Origin of the sequence: Sphingopyxis sp. (genome assembly GCF_041916015.1) — a bacterium.
Classification (GTDB): Bacteria; Pseudomonadota; Alphaproteobacteria; order Sphingomonadales; family Sphingomonadaceae; genus Sphingopyxis.
Window position 1 is genome coordinate 1 of the sequence record NZ_JAYSAH010000052.1, and the last position, 16,917, is coordinate 16,917.

Annotated in this window: 17 protein-coding genes; 6 read left to right on the forward strand and 11 right to left on the reverse strand. The window is 66.1% G+C overall.

Translation table 11 applies throughout. From position 1 onward, the window contains the following. Nucleotides 1-801 (forward strand): RcnB family protein (locus ACE3SL_RS08035; protein ID WP_374525231.1); only part of this gene is annotated, 801 nt, incomplete at its 5' end. Between the two features lie 131 nt (nt 802-932). After that, on the forward strand, nt 933-2,204 hold the full coding sequence (locus ACE3SL_RS08040) for an amidohydrolase family protein (RefSeq protein ID WP_374394670.1): 1,272 nt from the start codon (nt 933-935) through the stop codon (nt 2,202-2,204). 7 nt (nt 2,205-2,211) lie between these two features. Here the strand turns inward: ACE3SL_RS08040 and ACE3SL_RS08045 are convergent, their stop codons facing one another. Continuing rightward, nucleotides 2,212-4,812, reverse strand: coding sequence for an EAL domain-containing protein (locus ACE3SL_RS08045; RefSeq protein ID WP_374525232.1), 2,601 nt, complete (start codon nt 4,810-4,812; stop codon nt 2,212-2,214). Nucleotides 4,813-5,003: 191 nt separating this feature from the next. On the opposite strand from ACE3SL_RS08045, the gene ACE3SL_RS08050 reads away from it, so the two are divergent. Beyond that, nucleotides 5,004-6,035: a fatty acid desaturase family protein gene (locus ACE3SL_RS08050; protein ID WP_374525233.1), complete on the forward strand. Its 1,032-nt coding sequence runs from the start codon at nt 5,004-5,006 to the stop codon at nt 6,033-6,035. On the opposite strand, the gene ACE3SL_RS08055 is transcribed toward ACE3SL_RS08050, so the two are convergent. From ACE3SL_RS08055 to ACE3SL_RS08095, 9 genes are all read right to left on the reverse strand, one after another. Next, nucleotides 6,032-6,802 (reverse strand): DUF2063 domain-containing protein, encoded by a 771-nt coding sequence (locus ACE3SL_RS08055; protein ID WP_374394679.1) that lies wholly within the window; start codon nt 6,800-6,802, stop codon nt 6,032-6,034. The two genes, ACE3SL_RS08050 and ACE3SL_RS08055, sit on opposite strands and share 4 nt — an antisense overlap. Then, the gene (locus tag ACE3SL_RS08060) at nt 6,795-7,646 is read right to left on the reverse strand and encodes a DUF692 domain-containing protein (RefSeq protein WP_374394681.1); all 852 of its coding nucleotides are present in this window, start codon (nt 7,644-7,646) and stop codon (nt 6,795-6,797) included. The genes ACE3SL_RS08055 and ACE3SL_RS08060 overlap by 8 nt, the downstream gene beginning before the upstream one ends. Nucleotides 7,647-7,706: 60 nt before the next feature. After that, nucleotides 7,707-8,015 (reverse strand): hypothetical protein, encoded by a 309-nt coding sequence (locus ACE3SL_RS08065; RefSeq protein WP_374394684.1) that lies wholly within the window; start codon nt 8,013-8,015, stop codon nt 7,707-7,709. A 171-nt stretch (nt 8,016-8,186) separates the two neighbouring features. Beyond that, nucleotides 8,187-8,471, reverse strand: coding sequence for a hypothetical protein (locus tag ACE3SL_RS08070; protein WP_058454510.1), 285 nt, complete (start codon nt 8,469-8,471; stop codon nt 8,187-8,189). A gap of 94 nt (nt 8,472-8,565) precedes the next feature. Beyond that, complete coding sequence (locus ACE3SL_RS08075) at nt 8,566-9,051, reverse strand: asparaginase domain-containing protein (RefSeq protein WP_374394687.1); 486 nt, start codon at nt 9,049-9,051, stop codon at nt 8,566-8,568. Continuing rightward, a complete protein-coding gene (locus ACE3SL_RS08080) occupies nt 9,048-9,533 on the reverse strand; it encodes a DUF3291 domain-containing protein (RefSeq protein WP_374394689.1) in 486 nt (161 codons plus the stop codon). Before ACE3SL_RS08080 ends, ACE3SL_RS08075 begins: the two co-directional genes overlap by 4 nt. Before the next feature lie 120 nt (nt 9,534-9,653). Next, entirely contained in the window at nt 9,654-11,255 is a 1,602-nt protein-coding gene (locus ACE3SL_RS08085) for a lysine--tRNA ligase (RefSeq protein WP_374394691.1), read from the reverse strand. A gap of 71 nt (nt 11,256-11,326) precedes the next feature. After that, nucleotides 11,327-11,863, reverse strand: coding sequence for a DUF4199 domain-containing protein (locus ACE3SL_RS08090; protein ID WP_374394693.1), 537 nt, complete (start codon nt 11,861-11,863; stop codon nt 11,327-11,329). A 98-nt stretch (nt 11,864-11,961) separates the two neighbouring features. Continuing rightward, nucleotides 11,962-12,372, reverse strand: a complete 411-nt coding sequence (locus tag ACE3SL_RS08095) for a response regulator transcription factor (RefSeq protein ID WP_374394695.1) — start codon at nt 12,370-12,372, stop codon at nt 11,962-11,964. A gap of 100 nt (nt 12,373-12,472) precedes the next feature. On the opposite strand from ACE3SL_RS08095, the gene ACE3SL_RS08100 reads away from it, so the two are divergent. The 3 genes from ACE3SL_RS08100 to ACE3SL_RS08110 all read left to right on the forward strand — a co-directional run bounded on the left by ACE3SL_RS08100 (nt 12,473) and on the right by ACE3SL_RS08110 (nt 16,346). After that, nucleotides 12,473-12,841, forward strand: a complete 369-nt coding sequence (locus tag ACE3SL_RS08100) for a PilZ domain-containing protein (RefSeq protein WP_283418539.1) — start codon at nt 12,473-12,475, stop codon at nt 12,839-12,841. Nucleotides 12,842-13,018: 177 nt separating this feature from the next. Next, nucleotides 13,019-15,748: an ATP-dependent DNA helicase gene (locus tag ACE3SL_RS08105; protein ID WP_374525299.1), complete on the forward strand. Its 2,730-nt coding sequence runs from the start codon at nt 13,019-13,021 to the stop codon at nt 15,746-15,748. Between the two features lie 46 nt (nt 15,749-15,794). After that, complete coding sequence (locus ACE3SL_RS08110) at nt 15,795-16,346, forward strand: histidine phosphatase family protein (RefSeq protein ID WP_374525234.1); 552 nt, start codon at nt 15,795-15,797, stop codon at nt 16,344-16,346. 171 nt (nt 16,347-16,517) lie between these two features. Here ACE3SL_RS08110 and ACE3SL_RS08115 read toward each other — a convergent pair whose 3' ends face one another. Beyond that, nucleotides 16,518-16,910 carry a MerR family transcriptional regulator gene (locus ACE3SL_RS08115; protein WP_374525235.1) on the reverse strand — a complete coding sequence of 131 codons (393 nt, stop codon included), beginning with the start codon at nt 16,908-16,910 and terminating at the stop codon, nt 16,518-16,520. Nucleotides 16,911-16,917 lie beyond the last annotated feature (7 nt).

The window sequence follows — 16,917 nt, forward strand, 5'->3', positions numbered from 1 at the left end:
GGCGGCCAGCGCGTCGAGCCTCAGCGGAGCCAAAACGCACCGCAGACGCAGCAGGTGCAGCAGGCACCGCGCGGCGACCGCGGCGGCAACGGCTGGAACGGCCAGCGCCAGCGCAGCGAAGGGCAGCGACAGTGGCAGGGTCAGGGTCAGCGCGGCGACGGCCAGCGTCCGAGCCAGCAATGGCAGGGCCAGCGCGGCGATGCGCAGCGCCCGGTCGCGCAGCAGCAGCGCGTGCAGGGCCAGCGCGGCACCTATGACCGCAACAACAACGGCCGCACCGACCGTCAATGGGATCGCAATCGCGACGGCCAGATCGATCGTCAGTGGGACCGCAACGACAACAACCGCGTCGATCGCCGCTACGACCGCAATCGCAACGGCGATCTCGACCGCCGCTGGGATCGCAACAACGACAATCGCGTCGACCGGCGCTGGGACAACAACCGCAACGGCTATGTCGACCGGCGCTATCGCGATGGCCGTCCGGGCAACAATTGGAACCGCGGCTGGCGCGACGATCGGCGCTACGACTGGCGAAGCTACCGCGACCGGAACCGCAGCTATTATCGTATGCCGCGCTACTACAACCCCTATCGCGGTTATGGCTACACGCGCTTCAGCATCGGCTTTACGCTCGGGTCGCTCTTCTACGGCCAGCGCTACTGGATCAACGATCCCTGGTATTATCGCCTGCCGCCGGCCTACGGCGACTATCGCTGGGTCCGCTATTATGACGATGCGCTGCTTGTCGACGTCTATAGCGGCCGCGTGGTCGACGTGATCTACGACTTCTTCTGGTAACATCCTTTCGGTTATCAGAGGCAAACTGAGGGGCCGGCCTTCCGGCCCCTCTTTTTATCGACCCACGTTTACCCGCTTGCCCTCCCCCGCCCGTCGCGCCACGATCGCGTGACAACATGAGGGGAGATATCATGCGCTCAATCCGACTGGTCGCGGCAGCGACGCTCGCGCTGCTGAGCGGCACCGCGATAGCCAAAACCACCGTCGTCTATGCAGGACGCGTCATCACCGACGCGAGCAAGCCGGCGCTGGGGCCCTCGACTGTCGTCGTCACCGACGATCGCATCACCTCGATCGTGCCCGGTCGCGGCGAGGCGCCCGCGGGCGCCGAGATCGTCGATCTTGGTGACAAGACGCTGCTCCCCGGCCTGATCGACCTCCACGTCCACCTGACCGGCGATCCAGGCGGCGACTATCGCAGCGAAGCAGTGGATCCCGACGAATGGGGCGTCGTCGTCGGTGCCAAGAATGCGCGCCTCACCTTGCGCGCAGGCTTCACCACCGTCCGCGAGGCGGGATCGGCGCAATATACCGCCTTCGCGTTGCGGCGCGGCACTGCCGAGGGGATGATCGAAGGTCCGCGGATCGTCGCGGCCGGCCCCCCGCTGTCGATCATCGGCGGGCATGGCGACGTCACCGGCTTTCGCGAGGACGTCCACGCCGTGCTCGATCAGGGCTATACCTGCACCGGCGCGGTCGAATGCGCCGAGAAGGTGCGCAAGGCGTCGCGCGCGGGCGCCGACGTCATCAAGATCACCGCCACCGGCGGCGTGCTGTCGCAGCAGGGGCGCGGGCTCGAAGGCCATTTCTCGAACGCCGAACTCGTCAGCATCGCCGACACCGCGCATTCGCTGGGGCTGAGGGTGATGGCGCACGCACACGGCGCGCGCGGCATCGAGTCGGCCGCAGCAGCTGGGATCGACAGCATCGAGCACGGCACCTTTGCCGACGACGCAGCGCTCAAGGTCATGAAGGCGAAGGGAAGCTATCTGGTCCCCACGCTGATGGCGTTCGAGGGCATCAAGGAGCGCCTCGGCAAGGGCATCTATACGCCGACAGTCGAGGCCAAGGTGCGGATGACGATGAACGATGTCGGCAAGGCGGTGGGGCGCGCCAAGGCGCTGGGCGTCCCGATCGCCTTCGGCACCGACGCTGGCGTGTTCGAGCATGGCCGTAATGCAGGCGAATTCGCCCTGCTGGTGAAATATGGCCTGACCCCGCGCGAGGCGCTGGCGAGCGCAACGACGGTCGCCGCGAAATTGCTGTCGCTGGAGGATCAGATCGGACGGATCGCGCCCGGCCTGTCGGCTGACATGATCGCCGTCGCGGGCGATCCGCTGAGCGATGTTGCAGTGCTGGAGAAGGTCGACTGGGTGATGGTGCGCGGCCGCGCGGCCGACTGACCGTCGCTCACGCGGCGCGGTGGACGCGCGGACGAACCGCCTTCGCCTTGACGGGGCGGACGAGCGCTCCCGTATCCACCGCCTCGGCAAACTGCACTCCGACGCGGCTTTCGGTCGACCAGCGGGCCTGACCGTCGACTCGCACCTCTGGCGTGAATTCGAGCGACAATAACGTTCCCTCGGGCACATGCCACAGGCCTTCGAGCAGCGCGCCGCGCGACGACAGGTTGCGCACGATCGCTTCGTAGCGATGTCCGCCGCTTTCGACCTGTATCGTGCGGAAGGTGCGGACGCGCGGCTCACGTGCGCTCTTGAACCCGCGCGCGATTACAAGGCCGCCCTGCTCGGCCAGCAGCGCCTCCACCTCATCGAGATCCATCGGCTTGCCGTAGATATAGCCTTGAACGTGGCTGCACCCGAGCCCGCGGATCAGCGCGAGGTCGTCGTGCGTCTCGACCCCTTCCGCCGTGGTTTCCATCCCCAGCGCGTCGGCAAGTCCGACAATCGACGAGATGATCGCGGCGTTCATGCTGTTCCTGTCGGCCGCGCCGAGCACGAAGCTCTGGTCGATCTTGATCTTGTCGAACGGCGCCTTCTTCAGATAGCCGAGCGCCGAATAGCCTGTCCCGAAATCGTCGAGCGCGAGGCGGACGCCAGTGCGTTTCAACTTCTGGAACATCCCCAGATTCGCGGGGCTTTCGTCGAGGAAGACGCCCTCGGTAATCTCAAGCTCGAGCTGGCCGGGCTCGATCCCCGCTGCCGCAACAGCGTTCAGGATCGTCAAGGGCAGCTTCTCGTTCGCGAACTGGCGCGGCGAGACATTGACCGCGACGCGATAGTCGGGCCCCAGCCGCGCGATCGTCGCGCAGGCGGTCCGGATGATCCACTCGCCGATCGGGATGATCAGGTTCGATTCCTCGGCGATGGGGATGAACTTCGACGGACTGACGATCTCCGCCGACTCGCGGCGCCAGCGGATCAGCGCCTCGAAGCCCGAAATCCGCTCGCTCTTCACATCGACGATCGGTTGATAGAGCAACTGCAACTCGTCGTTCGCCAGCGCGTCGCGCAGCGAATCCTCGATCGCCTTCCGCTCGCTCGCCTGATTGTGCATCGCGTCGGCATAGAAACGGTGGACGCCGCGCCCGGCGTCCTTCGCGGCATAGAGCGCGAGGTCGGCATTGCGGACCAGGGCCGACGCGGTCACGCCGCCGCCTTCCGACATCGCAATGCCGATCGACGACCCGATCCGCACCTGCTCATTCTCGATCGCGAAGGGCTTGGCGAGGCTGAGGATGATGGCGTTGGCGATTCCGGCCAGCTTCTCGGGCTCGACGATCTGCGGCAGCACGATCTGGAACTCGTCGCCGCCGAGACGGCCGACCTGCCCCTTGTCGCCGATGATCTGGGTGAGCCGGCCCGCGACCTGCTGCAGCAACTGGTCGCCCGCGGGGTGCCCCATCGTATCGTTGACCGCCTTGAAGCGGTCGAGATCCATCAAAAGCAGCGCGCAGGGCTGCACCTGTCCCATATGGTTGCGCAGCGCGCGTTCGAGCAATTCGGTGATATGCAGCCGGTTGGCGAGGCCCGTCAGCGTGTCGTAGCGCGCGAGCTGCTTGATCTCGCGTTCGGATTTCTTCTTGTCGGTGAGGTCGGTTCCCGAACCGCGAAAGCCCTGAAAATTGCCAAGCTCGTTGCTGATCGGATGCCCCGATATCGACCACCAGCGCTCCTCGCCCGGCACCGCCGCCAGCACCGTGAGTTCGTTGAAGGGCGTGCGCGACGACAGGCTGAAGCCCAGCGTCCGCTCCTCGCTCTCGTCATTGCCCAGCCGCTTGCGGATGATCTCGGTGAACGGACGGCCGAGGACGTCGGACAGCGAGAGGCCGAGTTTCGCAACGACCGTCGGGGAAATATAGACGAGGTGACCATTGCGGTCGGTCTCCCAGAACCAGCCACGCCCCGCGCGCTCGAAATCGCGCATCAGGCCGAGCGCGCGTTGCTGTTCACTGATCGTCGTCCTGCTGGCGCGCGTCGCGCGCATTTGCCGGCGGACATCGTGGCGAAGCATCACGATGAGCAGGCCGAGGAAGACGAGCCCGGCGACACCGAAGGGCCAGGACGCGATCCCGATCGCGCCGCCGACCGCGGTCGCGCCGGCGAAGGCGAAAAAGGCGGGGCGCTGGATCGCCGATGCCGCCGCCGCGACGAGGATCACGCCGAGCTGGACCGCCGAGAATGCGTCGAAATAGGGGCGTCCGTCGTGGACGGCGACTGCGGAGAAAGTCGCCGCCGAACCTAGCATCGTTCCCAATGTCACCAGCGAGAAACTAACGGCAAGAATGGCCTGGATGCGGTTCACGGGCAGCTTGCGCCAACCGCGCGACATCTGGCCGATGATCGTCAGCGCCAAGTCGCAGACCAGGCCCGTCCCCATGACGAACCATTGCGAAGGATGGCGGAGAAAACCCTCGACACCGGGGAAAAAGGCGAAGGAGAGGAAGGCGAGCGTGCGCGCGAAAAAGACATAATGCCAAAGCTGCGCGACGCGCAGCAGGCGCATCGCGAATTCGGGTGTCGCGAACGGCGACGCGCCCCCACCGGGCATATCGCGTTCGGCTGGCCGCAGGATATGATGCTTAACCCCCAAAAAAACGCCCCAATCCGCTCAACTGCCCCCTCCCGTCTCTGTCGGGAAAGGGGTTTCCAAATCCTTACCGCCACCGCCCCCGTTTCCCCCGATCCTGTACCAAAACGGAAGGGGTTGGGTTTCGGATCGCAACGGGTTAGACTGGTCGCATGCCTGCCGTCCGCCTGCTGCCGCCCGACCGTTTTTTCGACCGCGCCGAATGGACCGCGATCACCGCGCCGTCGCGCTGGCGCGGGCCCTGGCTCGTTGCCCACGCATGGATCGTCAGCATCGCCGCGGTCGGCCTCGCCGCATGGAGCGGCAATCCGCTTGCCTGGCTGCTCGCCGTGATCCTCGTCGGAGGGCGCCAGCTCGGCCTCGCGATCCTGATGCATGAGGCGGCGCACGGCTTGCTGCACCCCAATCGCAAGGTGAATAACTTCCTTGGCCAGTGGCTTACGGGCGCCGCGATCGGGTCGGACCTGATCGCTTATCGCACCTATCATCTTCAACATCACAAATTCACGCAGCAACCCGAAGACCCCGACCTGTCGCTGTCAAAGCCTTTCCCCACCACGCGGGCCAGCCTCGGACGCAAGGTGCTGCGCGACCTGACCGGCCAGACCTTTTTCAAGCAGCGCATGGCGCAGTTCGGATTCGCCTTCAAAGGCCTGAAGGCGATGCTGCGCGGCGAAACGATTGAAAACGGCCGTGCGAGTACCAAGGCGGGCACGCCGTTCAACAAGCAGTCGGACGACGGCATGACGTCACCGACGATCGACGTCGCGGGCGCGATGGCGGTGACGCGTGCGGTGGGGCGTTTCCTCGCCGTGCAAGTGGTGCTGCTGACGGCCTCGCTCGCGCTCTATGGCTGGACGCCCTATCTGCTGTGGCTCGCCGGGCTGGCGACGACCTTTCAGCTTTACCTTCGCATTCGCAACATCGCCGAACATGCCTGCACGACCGCCGGCAGTCAGGATCCCTTCACCCATGCGCGCACGACCTATGCCGGCTGGATCGCGCGCGCGACGGTCGCTCCATATTGGGTGAATTATCACGCCGAGCATCATCTGTTCATGGGTGTGCCCTGCTATCGCCTGCCGGCCGTCCACGCGATGCTGGGATCGCAGGACAAGCATCGGGCGATGACGATCGCGCCGAACTACCGCGCGGTGCTACGGCAGGTTACGGCAAAGGCCTAGTCGGCCAGGATCAGCACGCCGTCGGCGAGCCAGCGGCCGAGCCAGGCCGCGAGCGATTCCATCGCCCCCGCCTCCCCCATCGCGGCGATGACATGTGCGCTGAGCTCGGTGAAGCTGGAACCGGCTTCGAACCGCGCCAGCGCGTCGGCCTCCGCGTCCGGCAGGCTACGGAAACTCGGCTGCTGGCCGCTCCGCCAGACGAGCAACGCGGCAGGCGACGCAAAGGCTACCGGTTCGGGCGGCTCCTGTTCGGCATCGAGCGCGCTCCACAACGCTGCGACGTTGAAGCGCACCCGAAGCAACCGCACAGAGGGATGCAGCAAGAGGCGCTGCTCGATCCATGCGTCGCCAAGCGCGCCGACCGCCGCGGCATCTAGCATCGCGGTGTCGCGCGCATCGAAAGCATGGCGGAGCGCCCAGTCGAGCGCGGCAAGCTCGGCAAGCTCGCCGTCATCGGGAAAATGTTTGGCGAGGAAGGCCGGCAACGCCTCGCCATAATAGCGCAGGTTCCGCGTCGTTGACGGGTGCGCAGTCACATAGGCTTGCGCGACGTTGTCGAACTGCTCATCGCCCAGATAGGCGTGGAGCCGCTCATAATGATCGGCGAGGACGCCGGTCAGGCTGGCGCGGTAATTGTTGCGATAGATGTCGAGCCGTCGGCGGGCGCCGACGCGGTCGTCGTCGACGATCAGCTCCTCCGCCTCCCCATCGTCGCCGACGATGCCGGCAAGGAAGCGCCGCTGCATCTCCCGCAGCGTCTCAGGCATGCTCGGGCTCCAGCGCGCGCGCCGCAAGCGCCCGGGCGCAATCGAGTTCGGCGAGCACGTCGGCAAGCGGCGGAATGGCGTCGTCGCGCTCGATCATCGTTGCGACGGATCCGAACCGCCTGATCGCGCTCGCATAAAGGTCCCATACCGCGTCGCAGACGTCGGCATCGTGGGTGTCGATGACATAATCGCCCATGTCGCTGTGCCCGGCGAGGTGAATCTGCTGGATGCGGTCCGTCGGCAGCCCCGCCAGATAGTCCTCGGGATCGAAGCCGTGATTGCGCGCGCTGACATAGATATTGTTGACGTCGAGCAGCAGCAGACAGTCGGCGCGCCCGGCCATTTCGGCGAGGAACTCCCATTCGCTGCGGTCGGACGAGCGAAAGGTCACATAGCTCGACGGATTTTCGATCAGAATGCGGCGGCCGAGATAATCCTGCACACGGCCGATATTCTCGACGACGCAGTCGAGCGCGGGCGCATCATAGGGGAGCGGCAGCAGGTCGTGCGTGTTATGCGCATTGATCCCGGTCCAGCAAAGATGATCCGAAATCCAAAGCGGTTCAACGCGTCTTTCGAGCGCCTTCAACGCAGCGAGATAGTCCATGTCGAACGGCTCGTCGGACCCGATCGACAGCGACACGCCATGCATGACCATCGGATAATCGGCGCGGATCGCATCGAGCATCGCAAGCGGCTTGCCGCCCGACACCATGTAGTTTTCGGAAATGATCTCCAGCCAGTCGACCGGCTGGGGCTCGCGCAGGAAATCGGGGTAATGATCGGGGCGCAACCCCAGGCCAAAACCCGGCGAAGGCGCGGTCTTGCGATCGGGTTCAGTCACGCGTCGTCTCCATGGCGAACGAAGCGGTCCGGCGCGTAGCCGGACCCGCCCGTCTTCGCGTCAGACGCCGATTTTGCCGCCGTCCGTCAGGCATTTGCCCGCCGCAATCTTCTTGAAGCCCTTGCCTTTGCAGCTGTTGGCGCCGGCGCAGCTGTTGCCCGCGGTGCTGCAGCCCGAATCGCCGCTGCACGAGGCCGCTTCGGTCTTGCAATCGGACGAGCCCTTGCAGCTGTTGACGCCATAGCATTTCACCGTGTCGTTGGCGCCGATCTGCTTCGGCAACGGCTTGTCGGCCGCGATGGCCGCACCCGAAAGCGCCAGCGCGGTGGCGGAGGCAGCGATGAGTCCTGCGAGTTTGTTGCTGTTCATGTGATCGTCCCTTCCCTTGGTTGTCCAGATAAAGGTGGAGCGACTCGTCGCCCCCGTGCTTTTGTCACACGACCCGAGGGCCTTGTGGCATGATCTGGATCACAGGCGAAGGGATTTCCCGTGCGGCGGGACGGTTCGCCGCACGGGAAAGATTGGACGATCAGCGCAGGATCAGCCGAGGTCGCCGATCACGCCGCCGTCCGACAGGCACTTGGCCGCGGCCATCGCCTTGAAGCCGTGGCCCTTGCATTCGTTCTGGCCCTTGCATTCGTTGGACGCCGTCTTGCAGTCGGCGGTGCCCTTGCAGCTGTTGACGCCGTAGCAGTGGACGGTGTCCTTGGCGCCGACCGCGGCGCCCGAGCTGCCCGCGGGAGCGGGCGCAGCCATGGCGGCGCCGGCGAGCGCGAGGGCGGTGGCCGAAGCGGCGATGGCGGCGGCGAATTTGTTGCTGGTCATGATGATTTCCTCCGAAGACACGATGGCGCGGCACGATACCGGTCCACGGAGGGATATTCGGATGCGCCGAAAGAAGGTTACAGCGCCGCCGCGTTTATCCGGCGCTCGACACAAAGCGCGCGCCCGCGCGGTCCTTCACCGTCGTTTCGGGGTCGAAGATCATGCCATTCATCGCGATATAGACGCCCGGAGGCAGCGTTTGCGCGGCGGCAAGCGCGAAACCCACATTGAATTCGGCATCGCTTGCGCGCACCGATGCGGGTTGCATCGCCCCGGTCATGACGATCGTTTTGCCTGGGATCCCTGCGAGAACGCGACCCGTAACGACCATCGTGTCCGTCCCGTGCGTCACGAGAATGCGGCCTGCATCGCTCGCGGCGACCGCAGCGCGGATCGTCTCGCGGTCGGCGTCGGTCAGCTCGAGGCTGTCTTTGCGCATCAACTGGGTGACGCGGTGCGGAACAAGGACGTTGTTCTCGCGCAGCATGTCGGGGATCGCCGCGGGGCCGATCTGGAATTCCGACAAGGCATCGAAATAGACCTTGTCGATCGTCCCGCCGGTCGTGAAAATGTCGATCACGCGCATTCGTCCTGGACCGGCAGGGCCGGCGTGCCGTCGGGAGCCGCGAACGGCTGCTTGAAGGTGAAGGCTTCGGGACCCGGCCCGATCGCTTCGAGCATCGCAAGCCGCGCCATCCCCTCCGCCACCGTCGGACGGTGGCCCGCGGGCACCCACCACAGCACCTGATAGACGGCGATATGGTCGAACCATTCCTTGCGCCGCCGCATGATCGAAAGATGCTCGGGCTGGCGATAGACGAACGCCGCGAGCGCATCGAGGTCGCGCCACACCGACATGTTCGGGATGACCAGCGGATCGTCGGTGACGGCCACATCGGTCGCGTCATTGCCCTCGCCGGTCAGCCGCCAGACGAAGCCGTCGCTCGCCTCGGCGATCGCGTTGACGCCGTCGAGCGCCGCCATGAAGTCGCGGTTCGCGACATGGTCGGCGGGCAGGCGGAAGCGCGCGATATTGATCTGCGCGAGTTCATAGTCCGCCATGTTATCCTCCCAATAAACGTCCGTTCGCATCGAGCGAAGTCGAGATGCCTTGGCTTGGCACTCCGCCGCAACGTGTCTCGACTTCGCTCGACACGAACGGAATTTAACGTCGGCTTGCGTTTAAGCCAGCGCTTCGGCGATCAACCGCCGCGTGTTGTCGATCCCGAACAGCGCGATGAAGCTGCCCATGCGCGGACCCGCGCTGGAACCGAGCAGCGTCTCGTAAAGCGCCTTGAACCAGTCGCGCAGGTTTTCAAAGCCATAGGCTTCGTTCTTGCCGATCTCGTACACGATATTCTGGATATCGTCGGCCGAGGCATCGGCAGGCAGCGCCGCGAGCTTCGCGTCGAGTTCGGCAAGCGCCGCGCCTTCGCCGCCCTGCGGCTTGCGACGGTTCAGCGTCGGCGCGACATAGTCGCGGTTATACGCCATCGCATTGTCGATCAGTCGGTCGAGTTCGGGATAGGTCTCGGCATTCGCGCCGTCGACATATTGGCCGAGGTAGCGCCAGATCTGCTCCTTCGACGCATCGGCGCCCATCACCCCGACGAGGTTGAGCAGCAGCCCGAACGTCACCGGCAGCTCGGCCGACGGCATATCCTCGCCGCGCGCGACATGGACGTGATGCACCGGGTTGCCGAGCTTCTTGTCGGGCTCCTGCGCCGCATAGTTGCCGCGCATCTGCAGATACTCGTCGACCGCCTTCGGGATCACGCCGATGTGGAGCTGCTTCGCCGCCTTGGGCTCGCGGTATGCGAAGAAGGCGAGGCTCTCCTCGCTACCATAGCTCAGCCACTGCTCGAGGCTGAGGCCATTGCCCTTCGACTTCGAAATCTTCTCGCCCTTTTCGTCGAGGAACATTTCGTAGATCAGCCCCTCGGGCTTCTGCCCGCCGAGCGCGCGCGCGATTTTGCCCGACTGGATGCCGCTGTCGGTCAGATCCTTGCCGTACATTTCGTAATCGACGCCGAGCGCGACCCAGCGCATCGCCCAGTCCACCTTCCACTGCAGCTTCGCGCCGCCGCCAAGGATGCTTTGCGTGATCGTCTCGCCCTCATCCTCGAACGACACGAGGCCCGTGTCGGCGTCAACGACGGTCACCGGCACCTGCAGCACGATCCCCGACTTGGGGCTGACCGGCAGGATCGGCGAATAGGTCGCGGCGCGCTCGGCGCGCAGCGTTGGCAGCATGATGTCGAGAATGTCCTGGTTATGGCGGAGGACATTCTTCAGCGCCTCGTCGAACGCGCCCGACTTGTAACGCTCGGTCGAACTGACGAACTCGTAATCGAAACCAAAGCGGTCGAGAAACTCGCGCAGCATCGCATTGTTATGATGCGCGAAACTCTCATACTTGCCGAACGGGTCGGGGATGTCGGTCAGTGGCTTGCCGAGATGCGCGGCGAGCATTTCCTTTTGCGGCACATTGTCCGGAACCTTGCGCAGGCCGTCCATATCGTCGCTGAACGCAACGAGGCGCGTCGCCGCGCCGCCGGTCAGCGCCTCATAGGCGCGGCGGACCATCGTCGTGCGCAGCACTTCGTTGAAGGTGCCGATATGCGGCAGGCCCGAGGGACCATAGCCGGTCTCGAACAGCACCGCCTCGCCGCCCGGCTTGCCCTGCGGATAGCGTTTCACCAGCTTGCGCGCTTCCTCGAACGGCCAGGCCTTGGACGTTTGCGCGGGCTCGCGCAGCGACGGATGAAGGTGCAAGTCAGTCATGCCGCGCGCCATAGCGGCAAGATGCGCGGATGGGAAGAAGACCGGACGCGCCAGTCCCCTTCCCGCCCGGTTCAGCCGCGCGGCTGGACCGCCGGCATGAAGCTGCTCCGGCGCAGCAGCGCCGCCGACACCAGCGACACGATGAGCGCGACCGGCAATATCTCGGTCAGCGTCAGCGCCATGCGGAACAGCGGATTCTTGTACTGCTCGGCCATCGCGCCCATTTCCGACGAGAATTTCGCGATCTCCGCCGCCGATTTGCCGGCCGCGCGCATATCCTCGATGCTCGAGGCGATATATTCGGCCATGAAGGTCCCGCCGGTCCGCCACATATAAAGTTCCCAGCCGAGGACATAGAACAGCCCCGCGACGAGCCCGATCCCAATCCCGACGCCAAAGGCTTTCCAGAAGCCGATCACCCCGCCCAGATCGACGTCGCGATAGCGCTTCACGCCGACAAAGACGAAAATGAGCGCGACCAGCATCGACAGATAGCCGGCGACCATCCCCATCGCGCCATGGTCGGCGAGGAAGCCGATGTTGATGAACATCCCCGCGACGACGATGACGCCCGCAATGACGCCGTAAACTGCGATGATCCTGCCCATGATATATCTCCCCGATGGATGAATGCCATGCGAGATGCGCCGGCACAACGGCCGAAATCCATCGCCCAAACGGGTGATTTTGGGCCTTTGGTCCGAAACTACGGCAGGATGTCGAGCGTCCGCGCCTTTTGCACCGCCTGCGTCCGGCTGGCGACCTCCAGCTTTTCATAAACCCGCGCGACATGCGTCTTCACCGTGTTCGGCGAAATATCGAGCTGGCGCGCGATGACCTTGTTGGCGTGCCCAGCCGCGAGCATTTCGAGCACTTCGCACTCGCGCGCGCTGAGTCCGAGCGCTGCGATCGCCGCATCGTTGCGCACAAAGGTCTGCCGCGGCCGCGCGGTCAGCCGGTTGCCGACCCAGATGCCGAGCGCAACGCAGACGGCCGCGATGCAGACGATATAGAATTCGGCCGACCAGCGATGCACGACATGGCGATAATTCAGCCATTCGAGCAGGAACGCGGCCGCGGCCAGCGCAATGCCATAGAGGATGATCGACCGCGCCATGAGCCGTGATAGATCATCGTCGGCGATTGCTTGCAATATGGCACCGTCAGGCGGGTTATCGTTACCGGAAAATTTACCATGTCGGGCTTAGCCTCCGCCCATGACGAATTTTCGTTCCCCCACGGCGCGCAGCCACAACCGGACGCCGGTTTCGATCGAGGTCATGGTCAATGGCGTCCTCAATTTCGTCGAGGGGCGCATCGTCGACCTGTCCGAAGGCGGCGCGCGCATCGACGGCGCGAGCATGCCCGCGCGATCGCGCTGCGAAATCCATTATGCCGGCGAGGTCACCTACGCGATCGTGATGTGGTCGGAATTCGACCGTATGGGCGTGCGCTTCCCTTACGAGTTGACGCATGGCGCACTCTACAACGCGCTCCGGAACGCACGCAGGGTCAAACCCACCGACGTGCCGCCGGCCTTCCTGAGCCAGCGCACCGCGGGCTTCGGACGCCGCGGGCTCAGCTAGTCCTTCCATCCTCCTTGTGCCGAAAGCATGGCGAGGTAGCAGCGCGAAGCGCTGACGGAAGGGCCGGTGCCTCTCGCCCCTCCACCGCCTTCGGCGGTCCCCCTCCCCATCGCCTTGCGACAGGGAGGATTGGTATGCCGCCTTGCCGCGTTCGCCTTTTGTCCCTAGCGTATGCCGATGCTCCCCCGCGTCGATCCCCTTGCCCTGCCCGCGCTGCACGCGAGCCATGTCGGCATCTGGATCGCCGATCCCGCAGGGCGCGTGCAGCGCGTCGGGCGCGGCGAAGCCATTGCCGCCGTCGCTGCGACGCCGCACCTGCTCCTCAATGCGACGCTGACCGGCGACCGGCTCGGTTACCCCGAATTGTCGGGGCTCGACCTGCTCGAGCTTTTCGCGTTCCTGTACCCGGCGCGCTTCGCGGTGCCGACGCCCGCCGGGATCGCCGCATCGATCGGCCTCGAAGCGCCGAAGGCCGAAGAGGACATCGCGCCCTTCCTCCGCCTCGCCGCCGCTGCGATGCTCGCCAGCCTAGATGAGCCCGACTGGCCCGAGCGCGAAGGCGCCTGGCACGGGCTGCAAGCGCTCGGGCGCCAGCGCTGGCCGTGGGCGTCGCTCATGCAATCGCGCCTCGGCCCGCCCGACAAGGCCGACCGCTGGCTCTTCGCGCGGCTGCCCGAATGGGAAGAAGCGCCGCCGCGCCCGCAACCGCGTCAGGTGACGGTCAATCCCGACGACGTCCGCGCGCGGCTCGACCGGCTGACCGGCGACGGCGCCGAACGGCGCGCGGGGCAGCAGGATTATGCGCGCGCGGCCGCCGCGATCTTCGCGCCGCGCGAGCGCAAGGACATGCCGCAGATGCTCGTTGCCGAGGCTGGCACGGGGATCGGCAAGACATTGGGCTACCTCGCCCCCGCCAAGCAATGGATCGACCAGTCGGCGGGCGCGGTCTGCATCTCGACCTTCACCAAGGCGCTGCAACGCCAGCTCGCGCGCGAGACCGAGAAACTCTATCCCGATGCCGCGACGCACCGCGAGAAGGTGGTGGTGCGCAAGGGCCGCGAAAATTACCTCTGCCTGCTCAACCTCGAGGATGCCTTGCAGGGCGGCTTTTCGGGCCGCGCCGCGATCCTGGCGCAGCTCGTCGCGCGCTGGGCAGCCTATACGCGCGACGGCGACATGGTCGGCGGCGACCTTCCTGGCTGGCTCCCCGCGCTGTTCCGCCGCAACGGGACGACCGCGCTCAGCGACCGGCGCGGCGAATGCATCTATGCGGGCTGCCCGCATTTCCGCAAATGCTTCATCGAGCGCTCGGCGCGCGCCGCAGGCCAGGCGGATATCGTCATCGCCAACCATGCGCTGACGATGGTGCAGGCGGCGCGCCCGCGGGACGGCGGTGCGCCTGCAACGCGGCTGATCTTCGACGAAGGCCATCATCTGTGGGATGCCGCCGACAGCATGTTCGCGGCGGCGCTGACCGGACAGGAAGCGGTCGAAATCCGCCGCTGGGTGCTCGGACCCGAAGGCAAGTCGCGCGGACGGCGGCGCGGGCTCGCGGCGCGCCTCGCCGACGTCGCGAGCTATGACGAGGCTGGCGACAAGGCGATCCAGGCCGCGATCCAGGCAGCAGGCGAACTGCCCGGCGAAGGCTGGCTAGGGCGCATTTCCGAGAGCGAACCATGGGGCGCGATCGAGCGGCTGCTCGTCGCGGTGCGCGCAATGACCTATGCGCGCAGCGTCGACGCGCGCACCGGCGACAGCGGTTACGGCCTCGAAACCGAACTCGCCGATCCCGATCCCGAGCTGGTCGCCGCCGCCGCGAATGCGAGCGACGCGATCGAGGCCCTGCTGCGCCCGCTGATGGCGCTCGGCAAACGGCTCGACGCGCTGGTCGAGGATCCGCCCGACTGGCTCGACGGACAGGCGCGCGCGCGCGTCGACGGCGCGCGCAACAGCCTCGGCACGCGCATCGACACGCTCGGCGGGTGGCTCTCCTTGCTCGGGCGCGTCGGCGGTCCCGCCGATCCCGATTTCGTCGACTGGCTCGCCGTCGATCGCTTCGACGGGCGCGAATTCGATATGGGGCTTCATCGCCACTGGCTCGACCCGGCGCGGCCGGTCGCCGAGATCGTCTATCGGCCCGCGCAGGGGGTGCTCGTGACCTCGGCGACCTTGCGTAGCGGAAGCGGATGGACCGATGCCGACATCCGCACCGGCGCACGGCACATGGACGGCGGGGTCCAGCATTTCGCCGTGCCGAGCCCGTTCGACTATGCGCGCCAGTCCGAGGTGCTGATCGTCACCGACATCCCGCGCGGCGACCTGCCCGCGCTCGCCGGCGCCTACAGCCGGCTGATCGAGGCGTCGGGCGGCGGGGCCCTCGGGCTGTTCAGCGCGATCCGGCGGCTGCGCATCGTCCATGCGCGGATCGCGGACCGCATCGCGCGCGCCGGGCTGCCGCTCTATGCCCAGCATGTCGATCCGCTCGACACCGGGACGCTCGTCGATATTTTCCGGGCCGACCCGCACGCCTCGCTGCTCGGCACCGATGCCTTGCGCGACGGGGTCGATGTGCCCGGCGATTCGCTGCGGCTCGTCGTGATGGAGGGGGTGCCCTGGCCGCGCCCGACGATCCTTCACGCCGCGCGGCGCGCGGCGCAGGGCGGCAGCGGCTATGACGACAGCGTCATCCGCGCGCGGATCGGGCAGGCCTTCGGGCGGCTGATCCGCCGCGCCGACGATTTCGGGCAGTTCGTGATGCTGTCGCCAAGCTTTCCGTCCCGGCTGCTCGGCGCCTTTCCCGAAGGCACGCCGATCCGCCGCCTGCCGCTCGACGAAGCGGTCAACCATGTCGCCGCGGCGAATGTCGAACAAAGAAAAACCGCCTTTCCTGCCTTTTCACCGTCCTGAGTTTGCGGCAGAAGGCCCGAACGAGGGGATGTCGCGGGGAGCGATCTTGAAGACTTTGACCATATTGCGGCATGCGAAATCGGGGTGGGACGTGGCTGTAGAGCGCGATTTCGACCGTCCGATCAACGCCCGCGGGCGCCGCGGCGCCGAACTGATCGGCCAATATGTGAAGCGGCACGCGATGCCGGTCGACCGCATCGTCGCTTCGCCCGCGGTGCGCGTGACCGAGACCCTCGATATCTTCCAGCCTGCGGCGAATCTCGATGCGATCGAGCCGGTCTGGGACCGGCGCATCTATCTCGCCTCGGCAGCGACGCTGATCGACGTGATCCACGATACGGGGAAGGACGCCGCCCATCTGCTGATCTCAGGCCACAATCCGGGGCTTGAGGATCTGGCGCTGATGCTCGCCCCCGAAGAGGGCGGCGGCGAACTGCGCGCGGCGGTCGAGGAAAAGCTGCCGACCTCGGCGCTCGTGCGGCTCGAACTCGATATCGCCGACTGGCGGGAGCTCGACGTCAACATGGCGCGAATCACCGCCTTCATCCGCCCGCGCGACCTCGACCCGGCGCTCGGCCCGGCGATGGATGACGATTGAGGGCGGCTGGCGGCTTAGAGGTGGGGAGCGGGCGCTGCCTATACTTTACTTTGTCATCCCCGCGAACGCGGGGACCCAGGGCGTCCGTAAGCTTACCCATCCCTGGGTTCCCGCTTTCGCGGGAATGACGAAGGAAAGCGGGCGTCCGCAATTGGACGCAAGCCGGCACGCTTAACGCAACGCCGCCGCCAACCGCTGACGCAGCGCGACGAGCGCTTCCACCGGAATACCATGCGACGGAACCGTAACAGCCGGCATAGTCGCCGCGGAAACCGCCGGTTCGATTCGTGCCGCGCCATTCGGCTCCGACAGCGCCTTGCGCGCGCCCTCGACCGTATAGCCCTTCACATGGAGCAGATGATGGATGCGCTCGGCGAGCGCGACATCCTCGGCGCGGTAATAGCGGCGGCGGCCCGAGCGCTGGAGCGGGCGGAGCTGCGGGAAACGGGTTTCCCAATAGCGCAGCACATGCGTCGGCACGCCGATGCGGTCCGCCAGTTCGCCGATCGCGAGCATCGCGCCCGCCGCCTTGCCGCCGTCCGCCCCGGTGTCGAAATCAGCCATGGGCCAT

Bases quoted from the DNA above. Each gene is read 5' to 3' on its own strand.
- ACE3SL_RS08040 (WP_374394670.1), top strand. From the start codon at position 933: ATGCGCTCAATCCGACTGGTCGCGGCAGCGACGCTCGCGCTGCTGAGC.
- ACE3SL_RS08045 (WP_374525232.1), bottom strand. From the start codon at position 4,812: ATGCCCGGTGGGGGCGCGTCGCCGTTCGCGACACCCGAATTCGCGATG.
- ACE3SL_RS08050 (WP_374525233.1), top strand. From the start codon at position 5,004: ATGCCTGCCGTCCGCCTGCTGCCGCCCGACCGTTTTTTCGACCGCGCC.
- ACE3SL_RS08055 (WP_374394679.1), bottom strand. From the start codon at position 6,802: ATGCCTGAGACGCTGCGGGAGATGCAGCGGCGCTTCCTTGCCGGCATC.
- ACE3SL_RS08065 (WP_374394684.1), bottom strand. From the start codon at position 8,015: ATGAACAGCAACAAACTCGCAGGACTCATCGCTGCCTCCGCCACCGCG.
- ACE3SL_RS08070 (WP_058454510.1), bottom strand. From the start codon at position 8,471: ATGACCAGCAACAAATTCGCCGCCGCCATCGCCGCTTCGGCCACCGCC.
- ACE3SL_RS08080 (WP_374394689.1), bottom strand. From the start codon at position 9,533: ATGGCGGACTATGAACTCGCGCAGATCAATATCGCGCGCTTCCGCCTG.
- ACE3SL_RS08085 (WP_374394691.1), bottom strand. From the start codon at position 11,255: ATGACTGACTTGCACCTTCATCCGTCGCTGCGCGAGCCCGCGCAAACG.
- ACE3SL_RS08090 (WP_374394693.1), bottom strand. From the start codon at position 11,863: ATGGGCAGGATCATCGCAGTTTACGGCGTCATTGCGGGCGTCATCGTC.
- ACE3SL_RS08095 (WP_374394695.1), bottom strand. From the start codon at position 12,372: ATGGCGCGGTCGATCATCCTCTATGGCATTGCGCTGGCCGCGGCCGCG.
- ACE3SL_RS08100 (WP_283418539.1), top strand. From the start codon at position 12,473: ATGACGAATTTTCGTTCCCCCACGGCGCGCAGCCACAACCGGACGCCG.
- ACE3SL_RS08105 (WP_374525299.1), top strand. From the start codon at position 13,019: ATGCTCCCCCGCGTCGATCCCCTTGCCCTGCCCGCGCTGCACGCGAGC.
- ACE3SL_RS08115 (WP_374525235.1), bottom strand. From the start codon at position 16,910: ATGGCTGATTTCGACACCGGGGCGGACGGCGGCAAGGCGGCGGGCGCG.